The organism is Streptomyces sp. NPDC002793, assembly GCF_040295485.1.
GTDB lineage: Bacteria > Actinomycetota > Actinomycetes > Streptomycetales > Streptomycetaceae > Streptomyces.
On record NZ_JBEOVL010000017.1, the window covers coordinates 138,686 to 154,199 of the forward strand.

The following is a 15,514-nucleotide window of genomic DNA, read 5'->3' on the forward strand; positions in this document are numbered from 1 at the left end:
GTGGCACCCCTTTCGTCCCCGGCACGGGACCGGATGAGCCGGATGGGTCAGCCTCCGGACGAGAACTCCATGGTGCGGGTCACGGTGCGCATACGGCAACTCGCTCCAAGTGCCCGCAGGCGGCGAGGTACGGAAAGCCGGCCGCCGGTCGGCGGTGCCGGGGCGCCCACGTCCCGTGCCCGAAAGGCCTGCGGCCGGGTGGGAGCGCGCGGTGTGGTGGTCCCGTACGTGGGACCACGGTGGCGCGTCCGTGGCGCCATCGGACCGTCGGGGGCTGTGGGCCGGTCGGCGGACGGTCCGGCGCGGTCCCGTCTCCTGAGTCGGTCGCGGGACCTGCCGAAGAGAACGCGGTACGCGATCCTCCAGCTGATGATTCCCATGAGGTTGCCTTGCTTCCATTCAGGGCGCGGGGGGTCGGGCAGAACTCCGTCGCCCGGACCCCGCGCCTGTCAGTTCCGCGAGCGCGTCGCAGGGCCGGTGAAGCCCGGGCTCCGGAAGTCGGGGCTGGTCCAGCCCGGACGGCCGCGGTCCTCCGGGGGCGGCTCGACGGCGGACCGGCGGAGCGGTGACTGCTTCGCGGCGCTGTTGCCCTGACCGGTCAGTTGCTCGTGCAGGAAGGGCAGGATGCCGCGTTCCAGCAGCGACTGCCGCCACGCCTGGTGAGCCGCGGCGACGGACGGGGTGACCTGGTGCGGGGGGCGGCCCGGGGTGAAGCGGTGCCGGGCGGCCGTGACGACGAGGGCGATCGCTGAGGCGAGTGCCGTGAGTGCGGCCAGAGCCGCGGTGATCCACCCGGTTCCCACGAGGGCGGCCCCGAGTTGCTGTTGGGTGCCGACGAGCCGGAGGCCGTAGCCGAGGAGGAGGAATATCGCCGCCGCGGCGGCGGACAGCAGCAGTGTGAGTACGGCGATCGCGCTCAGCAGTCCGCTGCCCGCCGTGTCGTCCGCACCCCGCCGGTGGGCCGCCTGGTCGCCGGCGCGGGTCCGCAGGCCGAGGTAGCGGCGGTACTCGGCCGTGGCCTCGGCCGCGATGGCCTCGGCGGCGGCCAATGCCTGGGTGCGCAGACGCTCGGCGTCGCTCTCGGTGTCCCGGTGCCGCAGCGCGGCCCGGATCTCGGGCATGTCCAGGGCGCGGTCCAATACCTGTTCGAAGTCGGCTCTGTGTTCCGCCTCGAGCCGGCCGGGCGCATGCATGAGAGGTATCCCCGTTCGTAACTGCCCATGGAGCGGCAGGTGTTCGTGCCGTGGCCTGGGCTCGGTGTCGGCGCCTCGGAGGCGAACGGCGCCCGGGGCCGGCGGCCGGACGGCCTGTACGGCCGCCGGCCGGAGGTGGTGACGGCTCAGACTCCGACGCCGTAGTCGGCGGCGATTCCGGCGAGTCCGGAGGCGTATCCCTGGCCGACGGCGCGGAACTTCCACTCCTCGCCGTGCCGGTAGAGCTCGCCGAAGACCATGGCCGTCTCGGTCGCCGCGTCCTCGGACAAGTCGTAGCGGGCGAGTTCGGCGCCGCCGGACTGGTTGACCACACGGATGAACGCGTTACGGACCTGGCCGAAGCTGTGGCCCCGGTTGGCGGCATCGTGGATGGAGACGGGGAAGACGATCTTCGTGACCTCGGCGGGGACGGTGGTCAGATTGACCTTGAGGGACTCGTCGTCGCCCTCGCCCTCACCGGTGAGGTTGTCCCCGGTGTGCTCGACGGAACCGTCCGGGCTCTTCAGGTTGTTGTAGAAGACGAAGTGCTGGTCGGAGAGCACCTTCCCGTTGCTGTCCACCAGCAGCGCGCTGGCGTCCAGGTCGTAGTCGGTGCCGGTGGTGCTGCGGGCGTCCCAGCCGAGTCCGACGAGGACGGCGGTCAGGCCCGGGGCCTCCTTGCTGAGCGAGACGTTGCCGCCCTTGGCCAGGCTGACACCCATGGTGCTGTTCCCTTCGCGTCTGCGCGCACCGCACCCCGGATCGAGAAGCGGGTCTGGTGATGACCAGTCCCTTGAATCTACAGCACTGTAGAAGTTGGGAAGAGGGGTGTCGGCCGGGCGCCAGGGATCGGACCGGTGTGCGCGACCGCGGTCAGGAGGCCCCGTCGGTGCTGTCCGGTTCGGGGTTCCAGTCCAGGAGCCGCACTTTCGCGACCGTCCGGACATGGCGACGCATCGCAGCGGCCGCCGCCTTGCCGCGCTGTCCCTCGATCGCGTCGAGGACGGCCTGATGCTGGATCAGGGAACGGCCGGGCCGGCGCGGCTGGCGCAGGGACTCGTGCCTGCTCTCCGTGATCTGGTCGGCGATGGACCGCATGAACTCGGCGAGCAGGGTGCTGCGGGCCGCAGCGGTCACCGCGGCGTGGAAGCGCCGGTCACCCTCGACGCCGTGGCCGCCGTCCGCGATCTCCGCGGCCATGTGGGCCAGTGAGGCCCGCAGCGTGATCAGGTCCCGCTCGGTGCGCCGCTCGGCCGCGAGTTCGGCGAGCTTCGTCTCCAACGCCTCGCGTGCCTCGAGCACGTCGGGCAGCCTGCGCCGGCGCTCTACGAGACGCTCGACGGGTTCGGCGTCCAGTCCGTTTCCCAGGAGGTAGGTGCCTCCTCCGTGGCGCACCTCGACGAGACCCTGCACTTCGAGGACCACGATGGCCTGTTTCACCGAGGCCCGCGAGACTCCCAGGCGCTGAGCCAGGTCGCGCTCCGGCGGGAGTCTGTCGCCAACGGCCAGAGCGCTCTCGGAGGCGTAGGAGCGCAACCGGTCGAGCACCTGCTCGTACAGTCGTGTACGGCCCACGGGCCGCAGTGCGTCGGACATCCCCTGCCCCTGTTCCGGAAGGCCCCCGCGCCCTCGTGGCACCGGAAGCCTAGCAGCGCCGGGCGGTCCAGTGGCTGAACCAATTCTGCGCAACCCCTTGACGGTTGTATCCGCTCCGCCGACTCTGAGTGCCGTCAACAGGCCAAGTGGCTCATCCACCAGACCAATCAGGGTCGGCCCAGGACGGGAGCCCGCACATGTCCGCGGAACTCATCTCCATCCTCGTACTCGTGGTCGTCTTCGTGATTGCCACCACCCGCTCCATCAACATGGGCGCGCTCGCCTTCGCCGCCGCGTTCGCGGTGGGTGAGCTGGCCGCAGGCCTGGACGCGGACGGGATCTTCGCCGGGTTTCCCGGAGACCTCTTCGTCGTCCTGGTCGGAGTCACCTACCTGTTCGCGATCGCCCGGGCGAACGGCACCACGGACTGGCTGGTGCACGCGTCCATACGCCTCGTCGGCGGGCGTATCGCTCTCATCCCCTGGGTGATGTTCGTGATCACCGGAGCGCTGACCGCGATCGGTGCGGTCAGTCCGGCCGCGGTGGCGATCGTCGCGCCGATCGCCCTGAGCTTCGCCGTCCGTTACGGCATCAGCCCGCTCCTGATGGGTGCGATGGTGGTGCACGGAGCGCAGGGCGGCGGCTTCTCCCCGATCAGCATCTACGGCTCGATCGTCAACGGCATCGTGGAGCGCGAGAACCTGCCGGGCAACGAGATCGCGCTGTTCCTCACCTCGTTGGCCGCCAACCTGCTGATCGCCGGGGTGGTGTTCGTGCTGTTCGGCGGGATGAAGCTTGCCCGGCACCGCACGGTGGAGAGTGACGAGGGCTCGCCCGGTTCTCCCGCGGAGGAGGGGCGCGTCCGGCTGGACGCGCCCCGCACGGCCACCCTTCTCGCGCTCCTCGCTCTGGTCGTCGCCGTACTCGGCTTCGATCTGGACGCGGGTCTGACCGCCATCACGCTGGCGGTGCTGATCAGTGCCGTGTGGCCGGACACCAGCCGTAAGGCGGTCGGTTCGATCGCCTGGCCCACGGTGCTGCTCATCTGCGGTGTGCTGACCTATGTCGGCGTACTCGAGGAGATGGGCACGATCACGTGGGCGGGGGAGGGCGTCGGCGGCATCGGCGTTCCGCTGCTCGCGGCCCTGCTGCTGTGCTACATCGGCGCGATCGTGTCGGCGTTCGCCTCGTCGGTCGGCATCATGGGTGCGCTGATCCCGCTGGCTGTGCCATTCCTCGCACAGGGGGAGATCGGGGCGGTCGGAATGATCGCGGCGCTGGCGGTGTCGGCGACCGTGGTGGACGTCAGCCCCTTCTCGACCAACGGCGCGCTGGTTCTCGCCGCGGCCCCCGACGTCGACCGCGATCGTTTCTTCAGGCAGCTGATGGTCTACGGCGGGGTCGTGGTCGCGGCGGTGCCCGGCATCGCATGGCTCGCCCTGGTTGTTCCGGGGTTCGGGTGACCACCAGGAACCCCGTGGCTACGGCTTTCCCTCTCCTGCCGGTCCGTCGATGGGAGTACGACGCGTGAATCGCACCACGGAACTGTTCCCCGCACCGGCCCGCGGCAGTTCGCGGCCCGCCCTGCGATTCGGGGACCGGACACTGTCCTACGCCGAACTCGCGGCGTGGGCCCGGGTGCGCGGTCCGCACCTTTTCACCGAGTACCTCAACCGTCCCTACGCCACCGCCGAGGCGTTCACCGAGGACGGTTGGTTCCGCTCAGGAGACATGGCGGTCCGTGAACAGGACGGTCACGTCCGGATCGTCGGCCGCGAACTGTGCGTTACCTGTCCGAGCTGCCTTGCAACGACCTCGGCAAGATCATGAAACGGGCCCTGCGGGTGTGAGGTCCCGGCACGGACGAGCTGAGGAACCTCCCTTCTCCCCAAGGAAAGGCAAGTCCTTGATCAGTTCACCCTTCGCCGGAGCCCGCCGCGCCCGGTCGCTGCCGGCCGGACGCATCTCGATCACCTTGGCCGCCCTTTCGACCGTGGCCGCACTTGCCGTCCCGGCCCTGACCACGGATGCCGCGGGTGACACCGCGTCCGGACAGCGCACCGCCACCCGCGGCTGGTTCACGTCCTGGGCCGGCGCCCAGCACGACCTCGCCCCCACCCCGTTACGCGACCAGAGCGTCCGCATGATCAGCCACCTCAGCCAGGGGGGTGACGCACTGCGCATCCGGATCCAGAACACGTTCGGCACGACCCCCCTCGTCGTGGACGCCGCCACGGTGGCACTCACCGATGGAAAGAGCGCTGCCACTCAGGAGCGCCCCGAACCCGTCACCTTCACCGGCCGGCACGAGGCCGTCGTACCGGCCGGCGGCGAGCTCTGGAGTGATGCCACCGTCCTGTCGACCCGTGCCGGGAGTGATGTCGCGGTCTCCCTGTCCGTCTCGGGCACCGTGGTCCCGGGCCTTCACAGGACCGCCTTCCGCACCAACTACCTGACGGCGCCCGGCGCCGGCGACCACACCCGGGACACGAGCGCCGCCGCGTACACGGAGACGACCGAGTCCACCTATCTGGTCACCGCGGTGGACGTGCACAACCCGCGGCTGAAGGGCAGCCTCGTCGCCTACGGCAGCTCGGTGGTCGACGGAGTCGGGTCCACCGACTGCGGGCCCGGCTGCACACAATTCGGTGCCGACCGCCGATGGGCCGACGTCCTCGCCCGGCGGATCACCTCGGAGCTCCCTCCCACCCGCCAGTTCGCCGTCGCCAACGCAGGTGTCAACGGCACCACCAGCGCCCCCGACTGCCCGCACCTCGCCGAGTCGGTCCGCGGTCTCGACGCGCGGGCACGCCTGCAGAGAGACGTCCTGGCCCTCCACGGAGTCACCGGAGTCCTCTACTACTACGGCACCAACGACCTGCCCGCGGGCTGCGACGCACAACAGGTGCTGGCGAGCTACCGTGACGTCTTCCGCCGCCTGCACGCGGCCGGGATCAAGGTGTACGTCACTCCGGTGACCCCTCGCCCGGGCTATACCGACGAGCACAACAGGGTGCGCCACACGGTCAACTCGTTCGTCTCGAAGTGGAACAACTGCAGCGGCACCTGTGACGGCGTCATGGGGTTCGACCAGGTACTCAAGGACCCGCTGAAGCCGAACTCCATCAACCCGCCCTACGACACCGGGGACGGTGTCCACGTGAACATCGCCGGTCAGCAGGTTCTGGCCGACACCGTTTCGCTGCCGATGCTCGCCTCGTCCGCACAGCGGTGACGATGTCCTGAGCACGCCGGTGAGCGCCCCGGGGGACCGGGGCGCTCACCGGAGGGTGGGCGGTCACGCCTCCCTGGGCTGGAGGTAGCGGGCCAGCAGGTCGTCAAGGCTCACCATGCCGGTGAGCATGCCGGTCTCGTCGCGCACCACCGCGAGTGTGGCCCGGCGGCGGCGCAGCACCTCGATCGCGTCGGCGACCGTGGTGGACTCGGCCAGCTCGGGCACGGGGCGTGCCAGGGCGCGCGCGCTGGTGGCCCGCCCCTGGGCCCGGGCCACCAGGACGTCACGCGCGTGCACCGAGCCGAGGACCTCCCCGCCCTCCCGGACCAGGAGTCTGGTGCGGTCGCTGTCGGCGGCCCGGCGAAGGATCTGCTCCGCGTCGGCCCGGCCGTCGATCGAGGTGATGTCAGCCGCCGGGATCCGGAGGTCGCGCACCGGGGTCTCCGGCTCGGTCAGTGAGCGGGTCAGCAGGTCGGAATCCGTCTCGCTGATCAGACCGAGCCGCTCGGACTCCTCCACCAGATGGGTGAGCTGTTCCCTGTTGTGGACGGAGACCAGCTCGTCGCGCGGGGTGACACGGCACAGCCGGACCAGACCGTTGCTCACCCTGTTCAGGATCCGGATGAGGGGGCGTACGACCTTCACGACGCCCCGGAAGGGCGGGGAGAGCAGCATCGCGGAGCGCTCGGGGTGAGCGATGGCCCACGACTTGGGCGCCATCTCGCCGAGGACCATGTGGAGGAACACGACCACGAGCATCGCCACCGCGAATGCCACGCCGTAACTGAGCGCGGCGGGCAGGCCCAGCTTGTGCAGCAGGGGATCCAGTTCGTGAGAGATCGCGGGTTTGGACACGGAGCCGAGGCCCAGTGTGCACACGGTGATGCCGAGTTGGGCGCCGGCCAGCATCAGCGAGAGCTCACGCATGCCGGCCAAGGCCGCTCCGGCGCCGCGTCGCCCTTCGGCCGCGGCCTTCTCCAAGCGGTGGCGTCTGGCGGCGACCAGCGCGAACTCGGCCGCGACGAAGAAACCGCTGCCGACGAGCAGCAGGACGGTGACGAGGAGTGCCATCGGGAAAGTCATGCCTGGTCCACCGTCTTCCGGGACAGCCGCTCGATCCGTACCCGCTCCGGCACGTGCCGGTCGAGGGTGCGTACGTCGATCACCACACCGCCGCCGTCGGGCAGCGTGAGGGTGAGGTGGTCGCCGATGGCGGGGAAACGGCCGAGCCGGTCGACGATCAGGCCGGCCACGGTGTCGTAGTCCCCTCCTTCGGGCAGTTCGACGCCGGTGGCGTCGGAGACCTCGTCCAGACGTCGCCCGGCGTCCACCAGCCAGCCTCCGTCATCCGCGACCGCGACGTCGGTGACGGTGTCCGACTCGTCGGCGATGTCACCGACGAGCTCCTCGGCGATGTCCTCATAGGTGACGAGGCCCGCCACACCGCCGTGTTCGTCGAGGACCACGGCGAACTCGTCGTCCCTCTCACGCATCCGTTCGACGGCGTCCGGCAGAGCCAGGGTGTCCGGCAGCAGCAGCGGCCTCCGGGCCACCGCGCCTGCCGTGGCGGCGGTGAGCCTGCCGGAGGGCAGCCTCATGAGCTCCCGCACACCCAGGACGCCGACGACGTCGTCCGGGTGGTCGCCGAGTACGGGGTAGTGGGAGTGGCCGTGTCTGCCGATGAGGTCGACGGTCTCGGCGGCGGTGGCGTCCTTGCGGACGAAGACCGCGTCGACGCGCGGAACCATCACCTCGTGCAGTGTCCGCTCGGAGAACTCCAAGGCGTGGTCGAGCAGGTCTGCGGTCCCGCGCGGCAGCTGACCCTGCTCGTGGGACTCGCCGATCAGGTGTCCCAGCTCCTCCAGAGTGGCGCCGTGGTGCAGCTCCTCGACCGGCTCGATACCGACCTTGCGCAGCAGACCGTTCGCCGCGCCGTCGAAGATCCGGACCACCGGGCCGACGACGCGCAGGTAGGCCAGGGTGGAGGCGGCGAGTGACTTCGCCAGTCGTTCCGGGACGGCGATGGCGAGGTTCTTGGGGGCCAGTTCGCCCAGCACCATCTGCACGACGGTGGCCAGGGTGAAGGCGAGCACGACGGAGATGCCGGTGACGGCGCCCTCGGGGATGCCGAGGGCGGACAGCGCCGGCCTGAGCAGTGTGGAGACCGAAGGTTCGGCGATGAAACCGACGACCAGGCCGGTCACGGTGATGCCGAGCTGGGCGCCCGAGAGCATGAACGACAGACGCTCCAGTACCTTCAGGGCCCGGGCGGCCCTGGGGTCCCCGGCCTTGGCCTCGCGTGCGAGGGCGAGCCGGTCGGCGGAGACGTAAGCGAACTCCTGGGCGACGAAATAGCCGGTACCCGCGGTCAGCACGAACACGGCCAGTACGCCGAGCCAGGCTTCCAGGGCACTCATTCCGCACCACCCCGCCGCGTGCCGTGCCCAGGACATACGGGGCGGGAAGGCCGGGGACTGTGCCCCGACGGGTCCGTCGATCTGGCGGACAAGTGCTGGCTCCTCATCTAGGTGTGCGCAAACACAAAACGATTCCGACCGGAACAGGGTTCCCGGCCACTTCGCGCACCGGTCCGGCGTGGGCGTCCTGCCCTGGTCCGCACCGGTGCGCCACCGGGGACGGCCTCCGACGGCAGGGGCATCTCCGGCCGCGCGGGAGCGTATTTCGGCCTTTCCCGGCGAGAGGGCCCGGAGCGTACTCCCGGTCCTCCGGGACAACTCTATGCTTCTACACGCATGTAGAAGAAGGCCCGTGGCGGGCCACACACCCCTGGGAGACGGAACACATGGCAACGATCGATCTGGACAAGGTCCTGGACAAGGCGTGGGCGGACAAGAGTCTGCCGGAGATCATGGGCGCCCCGGTGGGGGCGTTGAAGGGGGTTTCCGACCGGGACGGGGAACTGCTGCGCGAGGCGTTCGGAGTCAAGACCGTCTCGGACCTGGCCGAACTGAAGTACGCCCGGTGGGCGCAGGCCCTCGCGGTTCTCGCGGCGGCGGAGTAACCGGGAGGCGCCCTCGCGGACGAGGAGGGCGAGGCCCGTCCGTGCGGCGGCCCCGCTCTTCTCGCCGGAGGGCGGGGCGCGGGAGTCGCGGCGGCACATCCAAGACCTCCCCGAGGAGGGCGCCGCAGCGTACCGGGGTGTGCGCGCCGTCGATCCGGACCGCCGTGGACCGGAAGATCTCGGCGGGGCGGGCGTCGGACCGTGAGGCCACGCTCCTGACGTCACCGCGACGCGAGACGATGTCCTGATGTCCTCCCCTCTCGCGGAACGGTGGCTCCGAGGTGTCGCGGTCAACTCCGCCGCGCCGTCCGAGGTCCTTCTCCGCCTGCTGAGCGATCAGGCTCGCGCCGTCCGGACACTCCTCTGCGAGGAGCGCCAACTTCCCGCGGTCGTCGTGGAGGCGGTGGTCGCGCACCCGGAGCGCGATGTCCGCCGCCGCTTCGCCCGCAACCGGTACGCGTCCGCCGAGCAGCGCGGCCGATTGGCCGACGACGTGGACGATCTCGTCCGCGCGGCCCTTGCCTCGGGCCCGCGCCCCCGGTTGGGCAGGGTCGAGGCGCTGTCCGACGGTGTCCTGGAGCGCCTGTTGACGGTGCGGGACGGCGATGGGGAGGGCCGCGTGCTGACAGGTGACGACATCAGGCAGGAGCTGGTGGTTTCCGGACAGATCCCACCGTCGTTCCGCCGTAGGATGCCGGACCACCCGAACCCCGAACTCCGTTACCAGGCAACCGGACTGTGGCTGTGGCTCACGCCTGTGCAGCGCGAGGCTCTCCTGGGCGACCCGGAGCACGCGGTGCGCGAGGCGGCTCTCCGGAGCAGTCGGAGACTTGACCCGGCGGTGACGGAGGAGGAACTGCCGGAAGTCGACTGTCACCACCGGTCGTTCCTGCTCGTCAACTACGCGGTCTCTCCGGCCGTGGCCGCGCGGTGCCTCGCGGACCGGCGTGATCTGTCGGCGCTCGCCCGCAACCCTCACACGCCCCGTGACTCCGTCGCCCGCCTCGCACGCGACCCCGACCCCGACGTCCGTGAACGGGTGGCCGCCCGGGCCGACCTCGATCCGGCGCTCCTGGCGGAACTGGCCCAGGACCCGGACGCCACCGTGCGGGCCCGGGCATCGCTCCAGCCGCTGCCGCGCACCTGGCCCGAGCGGGCCGCCATCGACCGGATCATCGGCCGCACGGCCGAGGACATCGGTGCCGTCGAGGAGATGCTGATCGAACCGCCGACCGGATGGTACGAGGCGTGTGCCGCCTCCACTCATCCCGTGCTGCGCCGCGTCGCCGCGAGCTGCGCCCGGCTGCCCGAGGAGCTCGTGCGCCGCTTGGCGGACGATCCCGACGCCGATGTGAGGCACCTGCTCGCCTGCAACCACCCGCTCGCTCCGCCCGCGGTCGTCCTGGACGCCTTCGTCGCCGCGCCGCGCCAACGCCCCTACCTGCTCACGTCGCCCCGCCTGCCCCGCACCGGGCTGCGGCACCTGCTCGGCCACGGGGATCCCGCTGTCCGCGCGCTGGCCGCCGCCGATGCCGGCCTCGCCCGGCCGCCGCTCCACCTGCTCGGCGATCCTGAGCCGCGCGTGCGCCGAGCGGCGGCTGCCAACCCGCTCCTCCCTCTCGGCCTGCTCTCCTCACTCCTCGACACCCCGGAGCACGCCGAAGGGGCCGCGGCCAACCCCGGACTGCCCGCGGAACGCCTGCACCGGCTGCTCGATCTGAGCGGGCTGCCCTGAGGGGAGGGGGAGTGTTCATGCGGCCCGGGTGAGCTCCGCGCCGCCGAACAGCAGGGCGTACCCGGGCGGGAGCTGGTCGAGGATCCGGTCCAGGAGGCCGGGTCCGGCCAGGTGGCGTACGACGGTGAGGACGGCTCCGGTGTCCCAGCGGGTGGTGGCGGGGGTGCCGCCCGTGCGGGTGGCCAGATCCTTGACGAACCCCCAGCCTGTGAGCGGTCGGTGGTCCGGGGCCTCCCCGGTGAGGGCGAGCGCGGCCTCGACCGGGAGCCGGGCGGCGAGATCGACGCGTTCGTCGCCGGTGAGCTGACGGCCCAGGGCTGCCAGCACCGTCCGTGTGACGTTCTCGGCCCGCTCCCGGGTGGGGTACGCGCCTTCGTACCGAATTCTCTCCACCATCTGTCGGAACGTCATGCCGGGCCGGGCATGCTCGTGCTGCGGAGGCATCGCAGGGGGGTTGCCTTTCTCGATCGTCTCTGTGTGCGGTCACGCTCGTCCGGACGCAGTCACCCCGGGGCGGCCGGCGAGAAGGCCGGTCGTGCCACAGGAGAGCAGCAGGGAGCGGCGGGCGAGGAGCCCGCCCGCCGTTCCGTCGGGGCCGCGCTCGGGTTCGGTGGCGGAGGGGGCCGGAGCCTCAGCCGTTGATCTGCCTGTGCCCGGAAGGGTTCCTATGCCGGCTTCGTCCGAGCCCCCGCGATCCCACCCCGTTCCTCGCGGCCGAGGCAGCGCTGAACGCGATCGACGACGCCATCCGCACCGCCAGGAGCGGCACACACGGGGAGGGCGGCCAAGTCGGCGCGGATCAGGCCCTGGCCGCACTCCTCCTCCTGCGCGAACTGCGCGATCAGCTCGCAGGATGGGAACCGGCCCTGATCGAGGCAGCCCGGGAGGCGGGCTCCAGCTGGGCGGACCTCGCCCATCCGCTGGGTGTCTCCAGCCGTCAGGCCGCCGAGCGGCGCTATCTCCGTGTACGTCCCGGAGCCCCCGGAGCCACCGGCGAACAGCGTGTGGAGGCCACCCGCAGCCGCCGCGCCGCGGATCGCACCGTCTCGGCCTGGGCGAGGGCCAACGCCGCCGACCTACGCCAGCTCGCCGGTCAGATCACCGCCCTGACCGACCTCTCCGGCCCCGCCCGCCCGCCTCTGGCCCGCCTCGCGGAAGCCCTCGCCGACAACGACGCGGCCAACCTCATCAACCCGCTCTCGGACACCCGCACCCATCTCGAGGCAGGCCACCCCGACCTGGCCGCCCGGGTCGGTGCCGTCACCCGCCACACCGACCTGATCCGCGGTGACCACGGCCGAACCGCCGGCTGACGTCCGTGGATTCCCGCGGCCATGGGTAGGTTGGCGGAAACTCTCCGGGCAGCCGGACTCGTGATGGGGGCGAGCATGACCATGCAAAAGGGAACGAACGTCGCGGTGCCGGCTCGGACCGTGCGGGTCGAACTGGGCTGGTGTACCACCCCCGGGACACCTGACGTGGATGCCTCGGCGCTCCTGCTCGTGTCGGGCAAGGTGCGCGGCGACGCCGACTTCGTCTTCTACAACCAGGCGGCGCACGCGTCCGGTGCGGTGCGCCACGAAGGCAAGCGGGCGGAAGGGGGTGCCGTGACGGACAGCCTCACGGTCGACTTCGCCCGGATGGAGCCGGCGATCGACCGCGTCGTCGTCGTCGCCTCCGCGGACGGCGGCACGTTCGGACGGGTGAACGGCCTCTACGTCAGGATCGTGGACCCGGCGAACGGCTCCGAGATCGCGCGCTTCGAGAGCGCGGACGCGACCGTCGAGACCGCCTTCATCCTCGGCGAGCTCTACCTGCGCCAGGGTGCCTGGAAATTCAGGGCCGTAGGACAGGGGTACGACACCGGACTCGCGGGCCTCGCGACGGACTTCGGCATCTCCGTCGACGAGCCGCAGCAGGCGCCGCCACCCCCGCAGCAGCGTCGTGCTCCCCGGCCACCCGCGCCCCCGGCCGCCCCCGCGCCCCCCGTCGCGCAGCCCGTGAGGCTGACCAAGGTCACGCTCACGAAGGAAGCGCCGTCGGTATCGCTGTCGAAGCAGGGCGGCACGTCCGGAGCGCTGCGGGTCAATCTCAACTGGGAGGTGCGCAAGCAGTTCAAGGGCTGGGGCGCGAAACTCGGCAGGGCGGTCGCCATGCACGGCGATCTGGATCTCGACCTCTGCGCGCTCTACGAGCTCACCGACGGCAGCAAGGGAGTGGTGCAGGCGCTCGGAAACGCCTTCGGGTCGCTCCGGCAGCCGCCCTACGTCCACCTCGACGGCGACGACCGCACCGGCGCGCTGTCCAGCGGTGAGAACCTCACGGTCAACCTCGACCACAAGGACAGGCTGCGCCGTGTGCTGATCTTCGTCACCGTCTACGAAGGCGCCCGCAGCTTCGCCGATCTGCACGCCACGGTCACGCTCCAGCCGCAGAACGGCGCGGCGATCGACTTCTCCCTCGACGAGTGCACCGTGCCGTCCACCGTGTGCGCGCTCGCACTGCTCACCAGTGAAGGGGGAGACCTCACCGTGCGGCGAGAGGCCCGCTATCTCGTCCCCGAGCGCGGGGTCAGTCCGCAGCGGACCATCGACGCCGCCTACGGGTGGGGCATGAACTGGACCCCGGGGCGCAAGTGACCCGGGAGGAGTCGCCGGGACGCCCGCCGGGGCTCAGGGCTCCGGCGCGGCCTCGGGACGGGCGTACGTACGCCCCTTCCACGCCGCACCGAGGCCCCGGTAGTGCTGCACCGCGGAGCTCACCGTCATCAGGACGTAGAGGACCGCGGTGAAGGGCAGCAGCGGGGCCAGCCAGAGCGACTGGCGGTAGTACCCGAGCATGGGCATGTAGGTCCCCGCCATCACCGCCCACGCCGCCCCACCCGCCACCGCGGTCACCGGATCGCCCGCCAGAAGACCGACGCCCAGCGTGACGGGCGGCGCGACGTACACCAGGCCCAGACCGAGGACCGTGCCGACCAGCAGCGTCGGACTGTGCCGCAACTGCGCGTACGCGCTCCGCGCGACCATCCGCCACAGGTCCACCAGCCGCGGGTAAGGGCGCACGCTGTCCACCCGGTCCGCCAGCCCCAGCCAGATCCGGCCGCCGCTGCGCCGGACCGCCCGCGCCAGCGACACGTCGTCGATCACCGCCTGGCGGATGGACTCCGGGATCCGCGCCCGCTCGGCGGCCCCGGCCCGCAGCAGCACACAGCCGCCCGCCGCCGCGGCCGTCCGCGATCCCTTCCCGTTCACCCAGCGGAACGGGTAGAGCTGCCCGAAGAAGTAGACGAAGGCGGGCACGACCAGCCGCTCCCAGGTACTCGCCACCCGCAGTCTGGCCATCTGCGAGACCAGGTCGAACCGGTCCGCCCCACCGCTCCCGGCCGCGGCCACGAGTTCCCGCAGGCTGTCCGGCTCATGCGCGATGTCGGCGTCCGTCAGGAGGAGGAACTCGGGCTTCCGCTGCCGGGCCAGTGCCATCCCGTGCCGCAGCGCCCACAGTTTGCCCGTCCATCCGGGCTCCGGGTCACCGGGCGTCACCACCGTGAGCGGCAGCCCGCCGCACCGCTCGGACAGCTCCCGGGCGAGCTCGCCGGTGCCGTCGCCGCTGTTGTCGTCGACCAGGTAGATCTCCGCGTCACCCGGGTAGTCCTGCGCGAGCAGCGACGGCAGGCTCACCGGCAGGACCTCGGCCTCGTCCCTCGCGGGGACGACCACCGCCACCGAGGGCCAGCGCGCGGGATCGTCCCCGCGCACGGGCAACCGTTGGTCGGTCCGCCAGAAGAAGCCCTGGCCGAACAGCAGCCATACCCACACGATCAGTGAACCCACGGCGATCCAGGCAACGGCGCTCATCCGTCGAAGTGTGCCCCACTCCGGCGGTACCGCAAGGGCTGTCGACTATGGTGACCGGGTGAAGATCGCACTCATGGACTCGGGAATCGGCCTCCTCGCGGCAGCCGCCGCCGTACGCAGGCTACGGCCCGACGCCGACCTGGTGCTGTCGTCCGACCCCGGCTCGATGCCTTGGGGGCCCCGTACGCCGGATGACGTGATCCGGCGTGCCCTCGCCGTGGCACGTGCGGCGGCGGCCCGCCGCCCGGACGCGCTGATCGTCGCCTGCAACACCGCCTCCGTCCACGCCCTGCCCGCCCTGCGGGCCGAGCTGGAGCCCGGGCTGCCGGTCATCGGGACGGTGCCCGCGATCAAGCCGGCCGCCGCGGGCGGCGGCCCCTTCGCCATCTGGGCCACACCGGCGACCACGGGGAGCCCCTACCAGCGCGGACTGATCCACGACTTCGCCCGCTCCGCGGACGTGACGGCAGTACCCTGCCCGGGGCTCGCAGACGCCGTGGAGCACGCCGACGAGGACGCGATCGACCGCGCGGTCGCCGCCGCGGCCGCCTCGACCCCGGCCGAGGTGACGGACGTCGTCCTGGGCTGCACCCACTACGAGCTGGTCGCCGAACGCATCCGTGCCGCGGTGGAAGCCGGCCGGCCGGGCCGCGCGCCGCTCGTGCTCCACGGCTCCGCCGAAGCGGTGGCAGCCCAGGCGCTGCGCCGTATCGGGGCGGCACCCGCTCCGTCGGCCGAACCCGTCGGCACCCTCACCGTGCTCCTCGGCGGGGAGGCCGCTGACCTCACCGAACCCGCTCTGGCCTACGCCGAGGGCCTGCTGCTCAAGGCCGTCACCCCCGCGGTCTGACCGCGGGCGGCGCCTCGCCGAGGCCG

Annotated in this window: 15 protein-coding genes; 8 read left to right on the forward strand and 7 right to left on the reverse strand. The window is 71.6% G+C overall.

The genetic code is table 11. The features are described 5' to 3' along the window. Window positions 1–449: 449 nt before the first annotated feature. The 3 genes from ABT001_RS18960 to ABT001_RS18970 form a co-directional block, all read right to left on the reverse strand. Window positions 450–1,193, reverse strand: a complete 744-nt coding sequence (locus ABT001_RS18960; protein ID WP_351278623.1) for a hypothetical protein — start codon at window positions 1,191–1,193, stop codon at window positions 450–452. Between the two features lie 146 nt (window positions 1,194–1,339). Next, window positions 1,340–1,915: a TerD family protein gene (locus ABT001_RS18965; protein WP_351278625.1), complete on the reverse strand. Its 576-nt coding sequence runs from the start codon at window positions 1,913–1,915 to the stop codon at window positions 1,340–1,342. A 151-nt stretch (window positions 1,916–2,066) separates the two neighbouring features. After that, complete coding sequence (locus ABT001_RS18970) at window positions 2,067–2,789, reverse strand: FadR/GntR family transcriptional regulator (protein WP_351278628.1); 723 nt, start codon at window positions 2,787–2,789, stop codon at window positions 2,067–2,069. 197 nt (window positions 2,790–2,986) lie between these two features. Between ABT001_RS18970 and ABT001_RS18975 the strand changes: the two genes are divergently transcribed. The 3 genes from ABT001_RS18975 (at window position 2,987) to ABT001_RS18985 (ending at window position 6,024) form a co-directional block, all read left to right on the forward strand. Further along, complete coding sequence (locus ABT001_RS18975; protein WP_351278631.1) at window positions 2,987–4,252, forward strand: SLC13 family permease; 1,266 nt, start codon at window positions 2,987–2,989, stop codon at window positions 4,250–4,252. Between the two features lie 64 nt (window positions 4,253–4,316). Continuing rightward, entirely contained in the window at window positions 4,317–4,619 is a 303-nt protein-coding gene (locus tag ABT001_RS36095; protein WP_502967486.1) for a hypothetical protein, read from the forward strand. Window positions 4,620–4,695: 76 nt separating this feature from the next. Then, complete coding sequence (locus ABT001_RS18985; RefSeq protein ID WP_351278633.1) at window positions 4,696–6,024, forward strand: GDSL-type esterase/lipase family protein; 1,329 nt, start codon at window positions 4,696–4,698, stop codon at window positions 6,022–6,024. 63 nt (window positions 6,025–6,087) lie between these two features. Here ABT001_RS18985 and ABT001_RS18990 read toward each other — a convergent pair whose 3' ends face one another. Together ABT001_RS18990 and ABT001_RS18995 are read right to left on the reverse strand one after the other, a co-directional pair. Further along, window positions 6,088–7,107, reverse strand: a complete 1,020-nt coding sequence (locus ABT001_RS18990) for a hemolysin family protein (RefSeq protein WP_351278635.1) — start codon at window positions 7,105–7,107, stop codon at window positions 6,088–6,090. Beyond that, window positions 7,104–8,441: a hemolysin family protein gene (locus ABT001_RS18995; protein WP_351278638.1), complete on the reverse strand. Its 1,338-nt coding sequence runs from the start codon at window positions 8,439–8,441 to the stop codon at window positions 7,104–7,106. The genes ABT001_RS18990 and ABT001_RS18995 overlap by 4 nt, the downstream gene beginning before the upstream one ends. A 386-nt stretch (window positions 8,442–8,827) precedes the next feature. Here ABT001_RS18995 and ABT001_RS19000 point away from each other — a divergent pair, with 386 nt between their 5' ends. Both ABT001_RS19000 and ABT001_RS19005 read left to right on the forward strand, forming a co-directional pair. Further along, window positions 8,828–9,046 (forward strand): hypothetical protein, encoded by a 219-nt coding sequence (locus ABT001_RS19000; RefSeq protein WP_351278641.1) that lies wholly within the window; start codon window positions 8,828–8,830, stop codon window positions 9,044–9,046. A 247-nt stretch (window positions 9,047–9,293) separates the two neighbouring features. Then, a complete protein-coding gene (locus tag ABT001_RS19005) occupies window positions 9,294–10,781 on the forward strand; it encodes a hypothetical protein (RefSeq protein WP_351278643.1) in 1,488 nt (495 codons plus the stop codon). A gap of 15 nt (window positions 10,782–10,796) precedes the next feature. Here ABT001_RS19005 and ABT001_RS19010 read toward each other — a convergent pair whose 3' ends face one another. Continuing rightward, window positions 10,797–11,225, reverse strand: coding sequence for a DUF2267 domain-containing protein (locus ABT001_RS19010; protein ID WP_351278645.1), 429 nt, complete (start codon window positions 11,223–11,225; stop codon window positions 10,797–10,799). A 194-nt stretch (window positions 11,226–11,419) separates the two neighbouring features. Between ABT001_RS19010 and ABT001_RS19015 the strand changes: the two genes are divergently transcribed. Next, window positions 11,420–12,094, forward strand: a complete 675-nt coding sequence (locus ABT001_RS19015; RefSeq protein ID WP_502967483.1) for a type III effector protein — start codon at window positions 11,420–11,422, stop codon at window positions 12,092–12,094. A 63-nt stretch (window positions 12,095–12,157) separates the two neighbouring features. Then, on the forward strand, window positions 12,158–13,420 hold the full coding sequence (locus tag ABT001_RS19020; RefSeq protein ID WP_351278696.1) for a TerD family protein: 1,263 nt from the start codon (window positions 12,158–12,160) through the stop codon (window positions 13,418–13,420). Window positions 13,421–13,453: 33 nt separating this feature from the next. Here the strand turns inward: ABT001_RS19020 and ABT001_RS19025 are convergent, their stop codons facing one another. Then, complete coding sequence (locus tag ABT001_RS19025) at window positions 13,454–14,638, reverse strand: glycosyltransferase (RefSeq protein WP_351278647.1); 1,185 nt, start codon at window positions 14,636–14,638, stop codon at window positions 13,454–13,456. A 58-nt stretch (window positions 14,639–14,696) separates the two neighbouring features. Between ABT001_RS19025 and ABT001_RS19030 the strand changes: the two genes are divergently transcribed. Beyond that, complete coding sequence (locus ABT001_RS19030; RefSeq protein WP_351278650.1) at window positions 14,697–15,488, forward strand: glutamate racemase; 792 nt, start codon at window positions 14,697–14,699, stop codon at window positions 15,486–15,488. Window positions 15,489–15,514 lie beyond the last annotated feature (26 nt).